Source organism: Bacillus sp. DC4300-2b2 (assembly GCF_049895685.1).
GTDB classification, from domain to species: domain Bacteria; phylum Bacillota; class Bacilli; order Bacillales; family Bacillaceae; genus Bacillus; species Bacillus safensis.
On record NZ_JAFCSW010000003.1, the window covers coordinates 623,846 to 641,074 of the forward strand.

The following is a 17,229-nucleotide window of genomic DNA, read 5'->3' on the forward strand; positions in this document are numbered from 1 at the left end:
TCATTACACAACACTAAAATAAATACAAGAAAAAATTTTCACACGGGAGATGGATAGGTTGGTTTATTTAGATTACGCAGCTTCTACACCTGTTTCAGAAGAAGCACTGCATGTTTTTGAGCAGCTGAGTAAAAATTTCTACGGAAATGCAAGCAGTCTTCATGATGCTGGGGGAAAAGCAAATGACATATTGACTTACAGCAGACAATCACTCGCTGCCATGATCGAGGGTGAACCAGATGGGATCTACTTTACAAGCGGTGGAACTGAATCCAATCTCCTTGCGATTCAATCGATCATCAATGGACTACCAGCACATAAACAGCATGTCATCACAACATCAGTCGAGCACCCTTCTGTTCATCATGCAGTTAGCAGCTTAGAGCGTCTTGGCGTAAAAGTCACCATCATTGAACCGAATCAGGATGGAATCATAACAGAGGACATTCTCAAAAAAGCATTATTGCCTGAAACAGGACTCGTATCTATTCAGCATGCTAATTCAGAAACAGGGATTATCCAGCCGCTCGCTGAGTTAGCACCTCTTTTAAAAGAAAGGAACATTCTTTTTCATACAGATGCTGCGCAAACATTTGGAAAGATACGTGTGTCCATCAAAGAACTTGGAGTCGATGCCGTGTCCATCTCAAGTCATAAAGTGTATGCTCCTAAAGGTGCTGGTGCCGTTTATATGGGCGCTCATGTTCCTTGGAAACCTTTATATACAGGAGCAGTTCAGGAAAATGGCTTACGTCCAGGGACAGTGAATGTACCGTGTATCGGTGCTTTTGCTGCTGCAAGTGAACAAGCAATGCTTAGGCTGGATGAACAGCATAAATTAGATAAGCAGCTGCGTGATTATTTTCTTCAGCAGTTAAAAATAAGACAGCTGCCTGTTCGTACACTTCAGGATAATGACAATCGCCGCATGCTGCCTCATATTATTGGTTGTTTTTTTGAAGGGTTTGAAGGACAATATGTAATGTTAGCATGTAACCGGCATGGGATTTGTCTATCAACTGGAAGCGCATGTGCTTCTGGTTATCACCATCCTTCCCCTGCTGTGAAGGCATTGCGTGTATCAGATCGTGATGCCCTTCAATTTATTCGACTATCATTTGGATGGCAGTCATCAAAAGATGACATCGATCAGCTTTTGCATACATTTGAGCATTTGCAAAAGGAGAAGAAGGGAGCTTAGGACGTGGAGCAAGAGAGGAAACTCATTGGCGAAGAAAGAAGAACCGCCATTTTAGAGTGGCTGAAAGAAACAGACACACCGCTTACTGGAAGCTTTTTAGCTAAAAAAGCGGCTGTCTCTCGACAAGTCATTGTACAAGATATTTCATTATTAAAAGCAAAAAATGAACCCATTATTGCCACAAGCCAAGGCTATGTGTATATGGCAGCGCAGCATGCGCCAGAAAGAGAAATTGAACAAATCATCGCCTGCAAGCATGATCCTGCTCGCACAGAAGAGGAACTGACCTTGATTGTAGACTTTGGAGTGACGGTGAAAGATGTGATCATTGAGCACCCTGTTTATGGTGAACTAACGGCCTCCATTCGCGTCAGCACACGGAAACAAGTCGCTGATTTTGTCCATCATATTTCTAACACCGGCGCGTCCTACTTGTCAGAACTAACAGACGGCGTGCATTTGCATACTCTCTCTTCTTACAGCCAAAAGCAGCTTGACCAAGCCATTCAAGCGCTGGATGATGCTGGGTTTTTAATAAAAGACTAAAAAAATAGTGTCCTGGTTGGGACACTATTTTTCATTCGTTAATTCATATGTTTGATAGCTGCCAAGCAGCTTGACCTCACAGCCAATCGCTTCTAATTCTTGAATCGCACCTGGGACTAGGACATCATCCATTTCTTTTTCAATGTCAATAATAAATAAATAATGTCCAAGGCCTGTTTTTGTCGGACGAGATTCAATTTTTGACAAGTTAAGATTCCGCCAAGAAAAAGCAGACAGCACGCGGTGCAATGCGCCAGATTGGTCATCTTTTGGCAGACTGACCACAATGGTCGTTTTTGGCTTTGATGAGAAACCAGAATTCATTGGGAACGATGCGTTAGGATCTTTATGTAAAATCACAAAGCGTGTATGGTTGTGCGGATAATCATGAATGTCTTTTTTCGCAATCGTCAAACCATACGTTTTTGCGGCAATTTCATTGGCAATAGCCCCGACAGCTTCATCTGGATGCTCACTGATGTATTTTGCTGCATAGCCTGTTGATTCCACTGGCCGGTGAGGAATATGAGGGTACTGTTTTTTCAGAAATTGATGACACTGGGCAATCGCGTGAGGATGTGATTGAATGACATCTAACGTCTCCCAGCTCTCCGCTCTTGATGGGTGGACAAGCAAATGCTGCCGTATCGGTGCTGTCATCTCCCCCACAATGGACAACGCTTCTTCATGAATTAAATAATCAATCGTTAAGTTCACAGATCCTTCGAGTGCATTTTCAAGTGGAACGACCGCCAAATCGACTTCGCCCTTTGACACAGCATCCATACATTGCGGAATCGTTGCATAGGCACGCTGCACTGCATCTTTTGGAAAACAAGAGCATACGGCCAAATGAGTAAATGTTGCCTCTGGTCCAAAATAACCTACAGTTAATTGCTTCATCTGCTATGATCTCTCCTTTTACGCCCCAGAACCTAGAATTTCAACTTTTTCGACAAATTCAAGCTTTCTTAATTGATTCATGACGGTGTTAATATCATCTGCCATACCTGCCGTACTAATCGATAGGGTGACATTCGCTCTTCCTTGCAGCGGAATCGTTTGGTGAATGGATAGCACATTACAGCCAGAGTCAGCAACAATTTGAAGCAGCCTTGACAGAGCCCCAGACCGATCTTCAAGGTGGAAAAACAATGTGATGATTTGCTCTTTCACCATTGTATAAAACGGAAAAACAGCATCTCGGTATTTATAAAAAGCACTGCGGCTTAAATCCGCTTTTTGAACAGCATCGGCAACTGAATCCGCTTTTTTGCGATCGAGAAGCTTTTTGACTTCAAGCGTTTTTCGCATCGCATCTGGAAGTACATCCTCTCTTACTAAATAGAACGTTTCTTCTTTCACCTGTTTTCTCCCCTTTTAAAAACGGGAGAGCCCATGGACTGGACCCTCCTTTTGATCAATCGATAAATTCGAATTCAAATTCAAGCAGACGAATGATGTCGCCATCTTTTGCACCGCGCTCACGCAAGGCATCATCGACACCCATACCGCGCAGCTGTCTAGAGAATCGTTTAACGGATTCATCTCTTGAGAAGTCTGTCATCTTAAAGAGACGCTCAAGTGCTTTACCCGTTAAGACAAATGTGCCATCAGGATCTCTAGAGATCTCAAATGGTGCATCGCCCTCATCAAATCTGTACATCACGCGGTTATCCGACAGCTCCTCTTCATTATAGAGCGGGAATTCCGGTGTTGTTTCAAGCTGATTGGCGATTTCAAATAAGAGCTCACGAAGCCCTTCTCTTGTGATCGCACTAATCGGGAACACTTTATAGTCATCCGTTAATTTTTCTTTAAATGCCGCTAGATTGTCAGCTGCATCTGGCATGTCCATTTTGTTCGCAACAATGATTTGCGGACGCTCTGTCAATCTCATATTGTACTGCTCAAGCTCTTCATTAATCGTCACATAGTCTTCGTATGGGTCACGCCCTTCAAGTCCAGACATATCAATGACATGGACAATGACACGTGTACGCTCAATATGACGTAAAAATTGATGACCTAAGCCAACGCCTTCGTGCGCCCCTTCAATCAGTCCTGGCAGATCCGCCATAACAAAGCTTCGGTTATCGTCTGTTTCAACAACTCCGAGGTTCGGCACAAGCGTTGTAAAATGATAATCCGCAATTTTTGGTTTCGCAGAAGAGACAATTGAAAGCAGCGTTGACTTCCCGACACTTGGGAAACCAACAAGTCCAACATCTGCAAGTACTTTTAATTCTAAGATGACGTCACGTTCTTTACCTGGCTCACCGTTTTCAGAAAGCTGTGGCGCAGGGTTTGCTGGTGTTGCGAAGCGTGAATTTCCACGTCCGCCACGTCCGCCTTTGGCAATCACAGCCCGCTGCCCATGCTCTGTCAAGTCAGCTAGTACTTGTTCCGTCTCTGCATCTGTCACAACCGTACCCGGCGGAACTTTGACAATCATTTCTTCCGCATTTCGGCCATGCTGGTTTTTACTCATTCCATGCTCGCCGCGGTCAGCCTTGAAATGGCGCTTATAACGAAAGTCCATTAACGTTCTAAGTCCTTCGTCTACTTCAAATACAACATCTGCACCATTTCCGCCGTCGCCGCCTGCTGGGCCGCCCTTTGGTACATATTTTTCACGACGGAACGCCACCATACCGTTTCCGCCGTCACCGCCTTTAACATACACTTTAACCTGATCTACAAACATAACTTCCTCCGTTTCTCTGCATCACATATCTCGTTCTTGCCTCAAACAAAGCTCAATCATGGACTCATGAGGCGTCACATGAAATTGCGTTATACTCATACATGGATAGTTTGCGTCATGAAACGCATTTAACGCATCCAAACTTGTTAATTTTCCTTTGAAATCAAAATATAAGATCACATCATTTTCTTCATGATCTGTTTGGAACGTGACCGTTAAATGATTTTCAGTTTTTTGGCAAACTGATTGATCGAATATCGAAAACAACTCCTGTGATACCGTTAGCAGCTGCGATTCATATGCTGATAAGTCTCGGGTTTCACCAAGCACTTCATATTCTAAGGTGATAAAATGCGACTCCCAATTAAATGTTAGAAAGTAATAGGCCAATTGGGGAATTTTTAAATTTGAGAGTTTGGATTCATGCTGTGCTTCAATGACCATTTCTTCTATAATTTCAAACACGCGGTCATATTTTTCTAATGTCAAGTTGCCTTTGATCAGCTGTAATTTATTCATCCAGTCGTGTCTTGAACGACTGAGCAGATAGATCAATTCATTTGTTAATGCAACGTGAGTTAATTTTTCATTTTCTTTACTTGGTATCTCTTCCATTATCGCACTCCCAATCGTTTGGTCTCTCTTTTAGGAGTCTTATCATCAATATGTCTCCCTGAATTATAACAGAGAAGACAGCATAGAAAAACACTAGTTATGTGAGGAAAGGTTGTTTTTTCTGATCGTATAGGAGAAAATGAGGCAAAGTCAGCAAACGTTCTTTGATATTTATGGAGTGCATCTTCTTTTATCATCTTCGGTACTGCTTGTAAAAAGTGAAAAAAACTCCAGTCAATGACCGGAGTTTTTAGCAATTATTGTGCCGCAGGATATACGCTCACTTTTTTACGGTCACGACCGAAACGTTCGAATTTAACCGTTCCGTCGATTTTAGCGAAAAGAGTGTCGTCGCCTCCGCGTCCAACGTTTTCACCTGGATAGATTTTCGTTCCACGTTGACGATAAAGGATAGAACCACCAGTTACGAATTGACCATCAGCACGTTTAGCGCCTAAACGTTTAGACTCAGAGTCACGTCCGTTCTTTGTAGAACCTACCCCTTTTTTAGATGCGAAAAATTGAAGATCTAATCTAAGCATGAAGTTCACCTCCTATTTTTTTGTTGATATTCTCACATAATCGTGATAATCTCGTTCAATTGTCTCTAAGGAAACGACCATGCCTTCTAAAAGCAGCTGGGCTTTTTCAAAGGATACTGGGTCTGTATCAGCTGGCAGTTCAAAAGAGAAGTAGCCGCCTTCTTCACCAATATCAAGCAGTGGGTCCAATCCTGTCAGTGCAATAATTGAATTGACTGAGCCGAAAACAACAGCAGATACACCTGCACAAACGAGATCCTGACCTTTTTCAGCAAACTCGGCATGTCCAGTCATCTGAAAAGACGTAATGCTTTCATCTGCTGATGACCGAGTAATGGTTGCTTTGATCATATCACTCACACGCCTTAAGCGTTGATTTTTTCGATAACAACTTTAGTGTAAGGTTGACGATGACCTTGTTTCTTGTGGTTGTTTTTCTTCGGTTTGTACTTGAACACAGTAATTTTCTTACCGCGACCTTGTTTTTCAACTTTAGCCGTTACTGTTGCTCCAGCAACTGAAGGGTTACCCACTTTGACAGTGTCTCCGCCGACAAACAATACGTTTTCGAAAGTTACTGTTTCACCTGCTTCAGCAGCTAGTTTTTCAACATAAACAGTTTGACCTTCTTCAACTTTTACTTGTTTACCACCAGTTTCGATAATTGCGTACATCTCTGCACCTCCTAATAAACTCAGACTCGCCGAATACAGGGGGCCATAGGCTCTTTACACCTGCTCCGCGCGGTTGTAGCACGGGTGCTACATATCCATAACATTAAAAAATATATCAAACTAGACGCAAAATGTCAATGTATTTTCACCATTAGTACGGTAAAAGAAGCTCTTCCATTGAGGAGGTCGTTCTGCGATCTGAAAAATACGCATGGAGCAGTTCATTTTCATCAAGCTGACTCATCTTCACGCCATCTCTTTCAATAATAATCGGATGCTTGCAGCCCCTTTGAAATCGTGCCATCACTTCGTAAACTTTTTCCTCTGCACTTGCTCTCAGCGGAATCAGTTTTTCTACCTTTTGCTCTTTTTTACCGTAATACCGTTCTAGTAAAAAACGAACCCTGACGTAATGCCTCTGCCTGTGCTCCATCACGAGTGAATAAGCTAAAAAAGTGAGCAGCACCCAGCCATTGAATTGCAGCGGTGCAAACAATAGTAATCCTGCTGTCAATAGACCGAAAAAGACAAGTGAGCCTTTTATGGCTAGAGCATGTGCACGTTGGAAAGGGTAAAAAATAGATAAGAGCAAAAAGAATAATTTTCCGCCATCAAGCGGCCAAATGGGCAAAAGATTGACAAGAAAAATCGCCATATTATAAAAGGTAAACATCGTAAAGACGTCATGCGAAATAAGAGAAGCCTCCATGAAAAGCCAAGCCATGAGCTGGAGCGGTACATGCTGAAGCGGTCCGCTCAAAATGACCGCCAGCTCTTCTTTTAGCGGACGGTTTCCATGTTCCTCTACTTCCACCGTTCCGCCAAATGGCAGTAAAAAAATCCGCCGAATGCGCCAATGATAATAGCAGGCAGCCGCTGCATGTCCAAGTTCATGGACACAGACGATCACAAGCAGACAAAGCAGCGGCTTAATTTGACCTGACAGAATCGCAAACGCCATCACAACCCACAGCAGCGGATGGATGTGAATTTTCGTCAGCATGAGCAGCCATCTATTCAAAGGTCATCACCTGAATAGGATCGATAAATTGTTCATTTTGCTTAATGGCAAAGTAATACGTGCCCTTCCCTTGATCATCAAGCGAAATCTGGCCAATTTTTTCACCTTTATCAACAAAATCGTATAAGGCCACATCGGCTTTCTTTAATTGACCGTACCAGCTATAGCTGTTATCTGCATGCTGCACCACAACGGTAAGCCCTGTGTCACTTTTCTTTTTCACCTCGACCACATAGCCTTCCTTCATACTATCAATGGCTTCAGCGGATGTTTCGACTTTGACCCCTGCTCCATTTTGCGTAAAGGATTCCTGTACTTTACCAGAGGCAGGCACAGCTAGTTCTTGATTCGCTTGTACGTCCTTTTGGCCCTCTTTTTTCTCTGTTAAAAATGCCAGCGGATGTCCGACTGTTTTTTCAATCCAGCGGTTGGCAGCAGCAAATTGAAAATCTTGCTCAAAGGTCTGAGTAATCATCGGCTTCAGCTGCTGAAACGGACCTGCCTGACCTTTAAACGAAATGGCAGCAATCAACACAAGGGACGCTGATAATAAGCATTTAAGTACAAAGGTATTCGGGTTAAATAAGGGATGACGATATTTCTTTGGCTGATGGGACGCCGGTTCATAGGAGGTCGAGCCAGAATGCTTTTCTTCCTCTGTCAGCATAACCCATGGCGGGATATCTTCTTTTTTCTTGAAAGCCGTCTTCTTAGGAGGAGCAGCTGGCTGCATCGTTTTGCGGCGCTGCGCGATTTTCTTTCGGTACTCGTCCACTCTTTTCATGAGATCACCCTTTACATACAAACAGTTTGTACATTTTATGTGACAACCTCATCTGATATGCAACAAAAAGACCGATTCTAAATCGAATCGGTCTCAGTGTGTAGACAAACCCTCGCATTCGTTGTCAGGTCTGCGCTCCGGTGCTTGTCCTTCCTAGATTGCAAAGGTTTTCTATATCGATTATGCTCTTACACCAAAAAATGCTTTCAGCTTTGCAAACATTCCCTTGTTTTCTTCTTCAAAGGATTGAAGCGGAACAGATTCGCCTAGTACGCGGCGGGCAATATTGCGATAGGCAATCGATACTTTGTTTTTAGCATCCATGACAATCGGCTCACCATTGTTTGAAGCCTTAATCACATCATCATCATCTGCTACAATGCCGAGTAGATCAATCGATAAGTGATGTACAACTTCATCTACATCCATTGAATCGCCATTTTTCGCCATGTGTGTACGAATACGGTTGACAATCAAACGAGGCGGTTCGATATCTTCTTGTTCTAACAAACCGATGATTCGGTCCGCATCTCTCACAGCTGAGATTTCAGGTGTCGTCACGACAATGGCCTTGTCTGCACCGGATACAGCATTTTTAAAGCCTTGCTCAATTCCAGCAGGGCAGTCAATGACAACATAATCAAAGTCTTGCTTCAATGATTGAATTAATTCTTTGATCTGTTCCGGCTCCACAGCCGTTTTATCACTTGTTTGAGCAGCTGGTAAAAGATACAAAAGATCTTCGAAACGCTTATCTTTTACAAGCGCTTGGTGAATTTTGCATCTTCCTTCTACTACATCAACTAGATCATAAATAATGCGGTTTTCAAGCCCCATCACGACATCCAGATTCCGAAGTCCGATGTCGGTATCAACTAGACACACTTTTTTCCCTTGAATTGCTAGTGCTGTGCCTAAGTTTGCAGATGTTGTTGTTTTGCCAACGCCGCCTTTTCCTGAGGTAATCACAATAGCCTCGCCCAATTTCACATTCCTCCCTCAAGCCTTGTCAGATTAGGTCTTATATGAGCCAATTGCTGCAGGCGTTCAATGATCATATTGCCATCTATATCTAAATAAGCACATTCCATTTCATTTCCATCTTCTTTTTGGTCTGGTGCACGGTTAAAAACTTGTGCGATGCGAAGCTGTGTTGGAATCATATGAGATGCCGCAATAACAGCCTGTTTGTTGCCATTACATCCAGCATGCGCCACACCTTTTAATGCGCCAAGCACAAAAATATTTCCTCCTGCGCGAATCGTTCCGCCAGGATTGACATCTCCTATTAATAAAAGATCTCCTTCGACATACAGCACCTGTCCAGAGCGTACAATTTTTGCTACAGAAGTAATTTCAGCCTCTGCTTTTAATCGTCTCGCCTCTTCAGTTGACATGACGTCACTTTCAATGGAGTGGATAACGAGATGTTCATTTTCAGACACCGCTTCAGTCAAACGCTTCTCCTGATCCTCCGTTAAATAACGAAAACCAAGCTTAATATGCACATTGACCTTATGTCCTTCTCTTCCATCTGTATATTGCTCAAGTAAAAGAACCTCTCGCAAGCCAGAAAGAAGATCATCAAACGAACAGTCATCATTTAACTGTAATGTTAATCCGTTTTTTGTACCTTTTATCGTCACATATTGCTGTTTTTGAGTTTTCAAGATGCTCACCTCAACAACATACTCATTTCGCCGTAATTGGACAAACTCCTGCTTTTATTCGTCGATCAGTCCTTGTTTCACATTGATGAAAAAGAGCCTAAGCGGCACAACAAGTATGAGAGACGCAGCAGTATTTAAAAGAATCGTTGGAATAAAGCGTTCGATGACATACGTATTAAACGGCATAATCCCTGGTTGAATTGTCGCTTGAACGCCGTATACATAAAACTCCATGACGGAAACAGCAATAATCGACAGAAAGACGACGACTAACATATTCGTTTGCAGAACTTTAAAGGCTTTTGCTAGCAAATAGCAAAGCGCCCCAAAGCCAAACATATGAACACCAAGTATGCCTGTATATGAAATATCATATAAAAGTCCAAAGATAAATCCGTAAATCACACCATATTTTTGATTCATAAAAGCAGTCATAAATACAAGTGCAAGTAAAATGAAATGAGGAGCTAAAATTTGATTCTCTGAAACAAATGGGAGCTTCACTAAATCGACAAAAATGCTGTCAAATACGAAGATAAACAACATGACGAAAGCAAGAAGGACACGTTTCACGAGCCTTCACCCTTCGTCAATTCAGATGCATCTGCTGTACTTGTGCTGCGATTCACCACAATCACACGGTCTAAATTGTTGAGTTCAGCCGCTGGTTCTACGTAAATGATCTTTGTCAGACCGTAATGGTCTGGCTCGATTTCACTCACCTTACCAATCGTCAAGCCTTGCGGGAATACGCCCCCTGCTCCAGATGTTTCAACAAGATCTCCTTTTTTGACATCCCCATCTGCATCGGATTTTAGAATATTCATAGTCAGCATTTTTTTCTTGCTGTCATAACCGTTAATGATTCCATTGAGTTCTTCTTTACCCTTTTTCGCAAAAATTTTCGTTGAAATTCTATTATTTTGGTCAGTAGAGCTTAGCAACCTTACAGTTGAAGAAAAATTGTTGAGCTTATCGCTTTCAATCTTCCCAATTAATGCGCCACTCTCATTTGTGACCGCCATATCTTTGTCAACGCCTTGTTTTTTCCCTTTATCAATCATCACAAAGCTATCCCAAAGAGATGGGTTTCTTGCGATAACAGTTGATAGAATTGGCGTGTAGTCACGAATAGAGTTCACATAGCCAAGCTGTTTGCGAAGTTTTTTGTTCTCATCTTCTAGTTCTTGAAGTTTCGCCTCATATTGGGTTTGTCCATCAAGTTTTTTCCGAAGACGTTCGTTTTCATCATATGTGTTCTTTAAATCTTGTACGTTCCCATAAATACCGGCAATAAATTGTGATGGTTTATGAAAGACACCTTGAAAAAAGCCTGTCGTATCCCCCACTAATTTTTCCGGCCATGAAGCACCTCTGCCGCTTTTCACTGAAAAACCAATCATGGCCACCAGTACGATGACACAGACAAGGAGCAACATTAATCTTTTATTCATAAAAAACTGCGGCATGTCTTACACCTCTTTAATTACGCCCGATTATCGATTATCTTTTGATTTTCCTTTGAACAAATGAATATGTTCTAGTGCTTTCCCTGTTCCAATCGCCACACAGTCAAGCGGATCTTCAGCAATAATGACTGGCATTTTCGTTTCATCACTAATGACTTTGTCAAGATTACGCAGTAATGCACCGCCTCCTGTTAAAACAATTCCGCGGTCCATAATATCTGCTGCCAGCTCAGGCGGGGTTTTTTCAAGAGTCATTTTCACTGCATCAACAATTGTTTCCACCGTATCGCGAAGCGCTTTTGCAATCTCTTCTGCCGTAATAGAGATTGTTTTTGGCAGACCTGTTAAAAGGTCACGTCCGCGAATGTCCATCTCATCATGTACATCAGGCTGCGCAGAACCGATTTCCATTTTAATCGCTTCTGACGTACGATCACCGATCATCAGGTTATACGTTTTACGGATGTAGCTGCTGATCGCATCATCCATTTCATCACCTGCAACACGAATTGATTGTGATGTCACAATGCCACCAAGAGAAATAATCGCTACTTCTGTTGTACCGCCGCCAATATCCACAACCATACTTCCTGTTGGCTCCCATACAGGCAGGTTAGCACCGATTGCCGCAGCAAATGGTTCTTCAATCGGGTAAGCGTCACGTGCACCAGCTTGTCTTGTTGCATCAATGACTGCACGCTCTTCTACAGCTGTAATGCCAGATGGCACACATACCATGACGTAGGGTTTACGAGCAAAAAGCCCTTTGCCTTTTAATGCTTGATTAATGTAATATTTCATCATTGTTGCTGTCGTCTCGTAATCTGCAATGACTCCGTCTTTCATTGGGCGTAGTGCCACAACATTACCAGGTGTACGGCCAATCATGTTTCTAGCATCATTTCCGACCGCCACTATAGACTTCGTATCAGTTTCCAAAGCTACGACCGAAGGTTCTCTCACAACAATGCCTTTTCCTTTAATAAAAACAAGCGTATTCGCTGTTCCAAGATCTATTCCAAGGTCTTTTGTACCAATTCCAAACATATGTATGTATCTTCCTTTCTTAAACCAAAATTCCCTTTAGGGAAAAACTCATAAACTCTATTATATCGTAAAACATTGAAAAAAAAAGTGTTACAAATACCCTTTTTCCTTCAAACTCACAAATTTTTGATCACCTATGACAAGATGATCAAGCAGCTGTATTCCAATCAGCTTTCCACATTCAAATAGTCTCTGTGTGACTTCAATATCTTCCCTGCTGGGCGTCGGATCTCCAGATGGATGGTTGTGCACACAAATAAATGAAGCAGCGGACCGTTTAAAGGCCTCTTTGAAAATTTCACGCGGGTGAACGATGGATGAGTTCAGACTTCCAATAAACACGGTATGTTTATGAAGAACTTGATTTTTTGTGTTGAGATAAAGACAAACGAAATTTTCCTGTTGTAAAAACCTCATATCTTCCATCACAAAGTTTGCCCCATCCTCTGGTGTGCGGATCACATAGCGGTTGTCCGTCGTTTGATGGTGTAATCTAGTGCCAAGTTCTAAAGCAGCTAAAAGAGAGACCGCCTTTGCCTTTCCAACTCCTCGAATCTTCGACATTTCTTCAATTGAGGCTTCTCTTATAGTGCGAAGACCGCCAAATGTTTGCAGAAGTCTTGCGGAAATTTGAAGAACTGATTCCTTTTTTGTGCCTGTCCTTAAAAGAATCGCAACAAGTTCATGGTTTGACAGACTGCCAGGACCATATTTGATCAATCGTTCTCTCGGCTTTTCATCTTGAGGAAAATGCTTTAGCAACATAGGGAAATCGTTCATGATGCCCACTCCTTTTAGATTCCTTCCTGTCATCAAAAAGGGGTGATTCCAAATGTTTCGAGCACTCTAACTGTTTTGGCAATAGGGAGACCTACAACGGAAAAATAATCACCATCTATTTTTTGAACAAACAGTGCGCCTTTTCCTTGAATGCCATAGCTTCCCGCTTTATCAAGCGGTTCTCCCGTTTCGATATAGCGGTCTATTTCATTTTGCGTAAGTGTCCAAAACGTTACTTCTGTCTGTTCATAAAATGTTTCTTTTCTATTCTCTGATTGAATTGTGACACCCGTCAAGACTTGATGTGTCTTTCCTGACAATAATTGAAGCATTGAGGCCGCTTCTTCCTTGTCTTTTGGTTTTCCAAGACATTTGCCGTCAATTGCAACAATCGTATCTGCACCAATGATCACTGCTTCGGGATATAGTGTTTGAATATCATTTGCTTTTTGTTCTGCCAACCATTGGACGTTCTCTGCAGGAGAAAGGTTTCGATTTATTTCTTCTTTTAATTGACTTGCTTGAATGTCATAAGAAAACCCTGCTAGATCAAGCAATTCTTTTCTTCTAGGTGATTGAGATGCGAGAATCAATCGGTTCATGTTTGTTCATCCTTTCAGGGTTTAGCCTAAGAAGTAAGATACCCATTCATCCTATCAAATGTACATCTTACCGACAATTTACGAAAATTCATTTTTCATGTTCCTTCATCATTATGTTGGATGCAAAAGAAAAAAACTAGTCATTTTTTGACTAGTTTGGTTTCTTAAAATATGATTTTACGTATTTAATTGATCAAGCAGTGCCTGCTGAGATTTCCACCCGTTTTCAGCAGTAGGTTCATTTAACAGCTGCACCGCTTTCAGCAAACTGCTTTTAGCTGGTGCATCCGTTGTTTTGGCACTTTCAAGCTCAGAGATCAGCTGCGTAACCTCCTTTTGATCCACATCATCTCCTGCAATGACCTTAGAGGATAATACAGATGCCTTTTCTATTAAACTAGTCAGCTCATCTGGTACTTGAAATGAGAGCTCCTTGCCTCCCCATGCCTCAAAGTGCTGATCAATCAGCTTCTTCCCAACAGCACTTGTCATGCCCTGTTCTGTCGCAAGCCCAGCAATGACATAATAGCCATCATCCATTGAGATCTTTTTCCCCGCATACCCTGCTTCTTTTAAACTGCCAACTAATTCATCTGCTCCTTTTTCAGAGGAAAACTTTCCAGCCTGTACGACATATGTGGAAAAATGGCCAGAGGCGCTTTTTTCATCCTTATTTTCTTTTGATTCATTAGCAGTATCTGCTGGCGGCGCATCACCGCCTGCTTTCATCGATGATTGATTTCCGGATGCTGAAACGCTGATATCTCCTCCTGAAGGATTCTGAGTACCATCTTGGCTTAAGCTAAGTGCAAACACACCAAGGCCTGTCCCAAGAACCACTGCAAACACAATCGTTGTCATCACTCTCTTAAACGGGCCGCGGCTTTTACCGAACTTCTGATCAAAGGAACCTTTTTTCTTTTGATAAGGTGTGACGACCTTTGGATCAGAATGATAAATATGATCAGCTGCATCATCCCACTGGAAATCTTCTTCTTTCGGTTTAGCCGGTTCTTCCTCAGATGCAGCTGTCTCCTGTTCTGACTGCCTTTTTTCCTCCCAATTCGAAAACGTCACTTGATCATCCTCTTGCTGTTTTGGCGGCTGGTGGTCATCTTCATGAAGCATTTCTTCTTTGCCATTAATATTGACTTTTAACCCTTGTTTTTTTGCCTGCCTTTTTTTCACTGTCATTCCCCGCTTTCTGACATTGTTTGTAAGAAAGACCTTTTTGTCCAATGAATCAGCGCGAATGTACCCGTCCTTCTTTCTGTTTCACACTTTAACATAGCGGATAAAAAAAAGAACAAGACTTTTGTCGGCAGGGAAAAAAAGTGTTCGCCAATTTTTTCAACCGATCGACCCTGCGAATGGGAGCATGACATGAGCTCCATAGAGATACAGCCAAAAAGAAAAAGAGATCGCAGGAACAAAGGGAAATGGCTCATCTAACCGGAAAGAAAAAACCTTCGTATAGACGATTCCAGCGATACATGAGAGGAAAAGAATGAGAAGGAATGGCTTGAAGCCAAAGCAAAACGCAAGCACACCGAACAGCTTCATATCAGCACCGCCCATGCTATTTGGCTTGAAACGATCTAAACTATAAAACATGAGAAAGCAAAAAAGAAGCGAAGCCGCTCCTTCCCACCAAATAAAAAGTGGTTCAAGCGTGCGGTATATGACGAAAAGAGGGAAAAAGAAGAGAAACAGCTCGTTTGGCACCCTCATATAAAGAAGATCACTCACGACAGCAATCACAAATAAACTACAAAGAATCACAAGAAAAAGACCTTCAAACGAAATACCAGCGATTCTATACATGAGCAAAAAAAGACTGCCTGACAGCAGCTCAACCAGTGGATATAGCAAAGACAGCCGAGTGCCGCAATGTTTACAAGTTCCCCTCAATAACACATACGAAACGAGCGGGATCATCTCGTGCAGGGAAAGCGGCTGTTTACACACTGTGCAGTGAGAACGAGGAAAAAGAATAGACCGCTTAAGTGGCAGCCTTTCACCAACTAGATGAAAGAACGACCCCATGGTGATGCCTGCAAGAAACACAAAAATGCCTATCATATATCGTGACCCCTTCCGAGAATAAGATAGACCGGATTTTATCACGATCGTATTCATTGAGCACATAGCGAAAATATGATTTTACTTTCCATCTGCATATCAAAAGAAAAAAACACAAATGGCATTGAAGCCATTTGCGTTTTTGTGTTACCCGATCATACGATTTCGTATATCTGAAATAAAATAAAGAGAGCCTGTCACAATGATCACCGCTAAAGGATCATCACTTTTTTTCTGGATGAACTCAAGCACTGTACGAGGGTCATCATCATACGACTTTGCCTCTAACTGACTGCATACATAAAGCTTTTCAGCTGATTCGGCTCTTGGAAAATCAAATGAAACAAAATGGATGGAAGAACTGACAGCTTCAAGCTTTTGAATCATTTGCTTGTACGGCTTATCTTTTAAAGCACTAAAACATATATGCACCTGTTTACTAGAAAAATGAGCTTGTACAGTTTCAATTAAACGGTCGATCCCTTCTTCATTATGAGCGCCGTCTAAATACACTGGAGGATGATCTTTGACTTTTTCAAATCTCCCAGCCCAAGCTGCCTGCCGAATGCCCTCATATATTTGCTCTTTTGTCACACTAATATAGCCTTCTTGCTCCAGCCATTCAATGAGTAAAACAGCAAGGGAAGCATTTTGCCTTTGATGCGTTCCGATTAATCCTGTTTCAAGCTGCGGATACTGCTTTTTTGATGTGCGTAACGTGAAACGTTCACCTGTTTCTGTCGGCTGCTGCTCATCAAAGCTACAAGTATCATGTAATGAAATACATTCAGCATTCTTTTCTTTGGCTGTGTTTTGAATGACAGCAAGAGCTTCAGGCTGGTGAACTGCCGTGATCATTGGAATACCCTCTTTGATAATGCCCGCTTTTTCAGCTGCAATTTGTTCAAGTGTGTCACCTAAAATGGCCATATGATCATGACCAATCGACGTAATCGCTGTTAAAATAGGCACAGCAATATTTGTAGAATCAAGCCTTCCGCCAAGCCCTGTTTCCAAGAGGACAAAGTCTACTTCGTGCAAATGGGCAAAATAAGCAAATGCACATGCTGTAATAATCTCAAATTCTGTCGCTGCGCCAAGCTCTGTTTGATCTAATTCGTCAATAAAAGGCTTGATTTCATTCACCAAACTCAGCCATTCTTCATCTTCTATAGGCACTCCATTCACGCTGATTCTTTCATTGAACGTTAGTATAAACGGAGAGGTGAAAGTTCCGACCGAATAGCCGGCTGCCTGCAAAACAGAACGCGTAAACGCAATGGTTGATCCTTTACCATTTGTACCTGCAACATGTACTGTTTTTATACTTTGTTCTGGATTTCCTAGTCTGTTCATCAGCCATTTCATTCGTTCAAGACCCGGTTTTACGCCAAAGGCCAGTCTGCTGTGAATCCAATCAATCGCTTCATGATAGGTTGTAAACAATGTCATCTCTCATTTCATACGAAATTTTCAAAAAAGACGACTC

Annotated in this window: 21 protein-coding genes and 1 other annotated feature; of the genes, 2 read left to right on the plus strand and 19 right to left on the minus strand. The window is 42.1% G+C overall.

The genetic code is table 11. The annotated features are described in order from the left end of the window. Positions 1 to 58 precede the first annotated feature (58 nt). Both ACP69X_RS13215 and ACP69X_RS13220 read left to right on the plus strand, forming a co-directional pair. A complete protein-coding gene (locus ACP69X_RS13215; RefSeq protein ID WP_426052737.1) occupies positions 59 to 1,201 on the plus strand; it encodes an IscS subfamily cysteine desulfurase in 1,143 nt (380 codons plus the stop codon). Positions 1,202 to 1,204: 3 nt separating this feature from the next. Next, positions 1,205 to 1,747 carry a transcription repressor NadR gene (locus ACP69X_RS13220; RefSeq protein WP_039180361.1) on the plus strand — a complete coding sequence of 181 codons (543 nt, stop codon included), beginning with the start codon at positions 1,205 to 1,207 and terminating at the stop codon, positions 1,745 to 1,747. Between the two features lie 24 nt (positions 1,748 to 1,771). On the opposite strand, the gene pheA is transcribed toward ACP69X_RS13220, so the two are convergent. The 19 genes from pheA to ACP69X_RS13315 all read right to left on the minus strand — a co-directional run bounded on the left by pheA (position 1,772) and on the right by ACP69X_RS13315 (position 17,192). Next, a complete protein-coding gene (gene pheA, locus ACP69X_RS13225) occupies positions 1,772 to 2,650 on the minus strand; it encodes a prephenate dehydratase (RefSeq protein WP_024423155.1) in 879 nt (292 codons plus the stop codon). Positions 2,651 to 2,668: 18 nt separating this feature from the next. Then, positions 2,669 to 3,112 (minus strand): ACT domain-containing protein, encoded by a 444-nt coding sequence (locus ACP69X_RS13230; RefSeq protein ID WP_008342790.1) that lies wholly within the window; start codon positions 3,110 to 3,112, stop codon positions 2,669 to 2,671. Positions 3,113 to 3,167: 55 nt separating this feature from the next. Continuing rightward, positions 3,168 to 4,454, minus strand: coding sequence for a GTPase ObgE (obgE, locus tag ACP69X_RS13235; protein ID WP_039180364.1), 1,287 nt, complete (start codon positions 4,452 to 4,454; stop codon positions 3,168 to 3,170). A 21-nt stretch (positions 4,455 to 4,475) separates the two neighbouring features. Next, positions 4,476 to 5,069, minus strand: a complete 594-nt coding sequence (locus tag ACP69X_RS13240) for a sporulation initiation phosphotransferase B (RefSeq protein ID WP_024423157.1) — start codon at positions 5,067 to 5,069, stop codon at positions 4,476 to 4,478. A gap of 257 nt (positions 5,070 to 5,326) precedes the next feature. After that, positions 5,327 to 5,611, minus strand: a complete 285-nt coding sequence (rpmA, locus tag ACP69X_RS13245) for a 50S ribosomal protein L27 (RefSeq protein ID WP_003216586.1) — start codon at positions 5,609 to 5,611, stop codon at positions 5,327 to 5,329. Between the two features lie 12 nt (positions 5,612 to 5,623). Next, entirely contained in the window at positions 5,624 to 5,962 is a 339-nt protein-coding gene (locus tag ACP69X_RS13250; RefSeq protein WP_034279847.1) for a ribosomal-processing cysteine protease Prp, read from the minus strand. 14 nt (positions 5,963 to 5,976) lie between these two features. Beyond that, positions 5,977 to 6,285, minus strand: a complete 309-nt coding sequence (gene rplU, locus ACP69X_RS13255) for a 50S ribosomal protein L21 (protein WP_003216781.1) — start codon at positions 6,283 to 6,285, stop codon at positions 5,977 to 5,979. Positions 6,286 to 6,297: 12 nt separating this feature from the next. Next, positions 6,298 to 6,370: a sequence feature (ribosomal protein L21 leader region), on the minus strand. A 66-nt stretch (positions 6,371 to 6,436) separates the two neighbouring features. Next, the gene (locus ACP69X_RS13260; RefSeq protein ID WP_305960353.1) at positions 6,437 to 7,306 is read right to left on the minus strand and encodes a M50 family metallopeptidase; all 870 of its coding nucleotides are present in this window, start codon (positions 7,304 to 7,306) and stop codon (positions 6,437 to 6,439) included. After that, complete coding sequence (locus tag ACP69X_RS13265) at positions 7,299 to 8,090, minus strand: M23 family metallopeptidase (RefSeq protein WP_041086457.1); 792 nt, start codon at positions 8,088 to 8,090, stop codon at positions 7,299 to 7,301. Before ACP69X_RS13265 ends, ACP69X_RS13260 begins: the two co-directional genes overlap by 8 nt. A gap of 180 nt (positions 8,091 to 8,270) precedes the next feature. Next, positions 8,271 to 9,074, minus strand: coding sequence for a septum site-determining protein MinD (minD, locus tag ACP69X_RS13270; RefSeq protein WP_017358134.1), 804 nt, complete (start codon positions 9,072 to 9,074; stop codon positions 8,271 to 8,273). A gap of 2 nt (positions 9,075 to 9,076) precedes the next feature. Further along, positions 9,077 to 9,760, minus strand: coding sequence for a septum site-determining protein MinC (gene minC, locus ACP69X_RS13275; RefSeq protein ID WP_041086462.1), 684 nt, complete (start codon positions 9,758 to 9,760; stop codon positions 9,077 to 9,079). Positions 9,761 to 9,814: 54 nt separating this feature from the next. After that, positions 9,815 to 10,333: a rod shape-determining protein MreD gene (mreD, locus tag ACP69X_RS13280; protein WP_041086464.1), complete on the minus strand. Its 519-nt coding sequence runs from the start codon at positions 10,331 to 10,333 to the stop codon at positions 9,815 to 9,817. After that, a complete protein-coding gene (gene mreC, locus ACP69X_RS13285; RefSeq protein WP_041086466.1) occupies positions 10,330 to 11,229 on the minus strand; it encodes a rod shape-determining protein MreC in 900 nt (299 codons plus the stop codon). Before mreC ends, mreD begins: the two co-directional genes overlap by 4 nt. A 27-nt stretch (positions 11,230 to 11,256) precedes the next feature. Next, positions 11,257 to 12,276: a rod shape-determining protein gene (locus tag ACP69X_RS13290; protein WP_007501538.1), complete on the minus strand. Its 1,020-nt coding sequence runs from the start codon at positions 12,274 to 12,276 to the stop codon at positions 11,257 to 11,259. 90 nt (positions 12,277 to 12,366) lie between these two features. Further along, positions 12,367 to 13,041, minus strand: coding sequence for a RadC family protein (radC, locus tag ACP69X_RS13295; RefSeq protein ID WP_029706175.1), 675 nt, complete (start codon positions 13,039 to 13,041; stop codon positions 12,367 to 12,369). A gap of 47 nt (positions 13,042 to 13,088) precedes the next feature. Continuing rightward, positions 13,089 to 13,658: a Maf family protein gene (locus ACP69X_RS13300; protein WP_426052738.1), complete on the minus strand. Its 570-nt coding sequence runs from the start codon at positions 13,656 to 13,658 to the stop codon at positions 13,089 to 13,091. A 177-nt stretch (positions 13,659 to 13,835) separates the two neighbouring features. Then, complete coding sequence (locus ACP69X_RS13305; protein WP_041086874.1) at positions 13,836 to 14,852, minus strand: SPOR domain-containing protein; 1,017 nt, start codon at positions 14,850 to 14,852, stop codon at positions 13,836 to 13,838. 156 nt (positions 14,853 to 15,008) lie between these two features. After that, positions 15,009 to 15,740, minus strand: a complete 732-nt coding sequence (locus ACP69X_RS13310) for a prepilin peptidase (protein WP_041086471.1) — start codon at positions 15,738 to 15,740, stop codon at positions 15,009 to 15,011. A 147-nt stretch (positions 15,741 to 15,887) separates the two neighbouring features. Then, a complete protein-coding gene (locus ACP69X_RS13315) occupies positions 15,888 to 17,192 on the minus strand; it encodes a bifunctional folylpolyglutamate synthase/dihydrofolate synthase (protein ID WP_423358283.1) in 1,305 nt (434 codons plus the stop codon). Between the last annotated feature and the right edge of the window lie 37 nt (positions 17,193 to 17,229).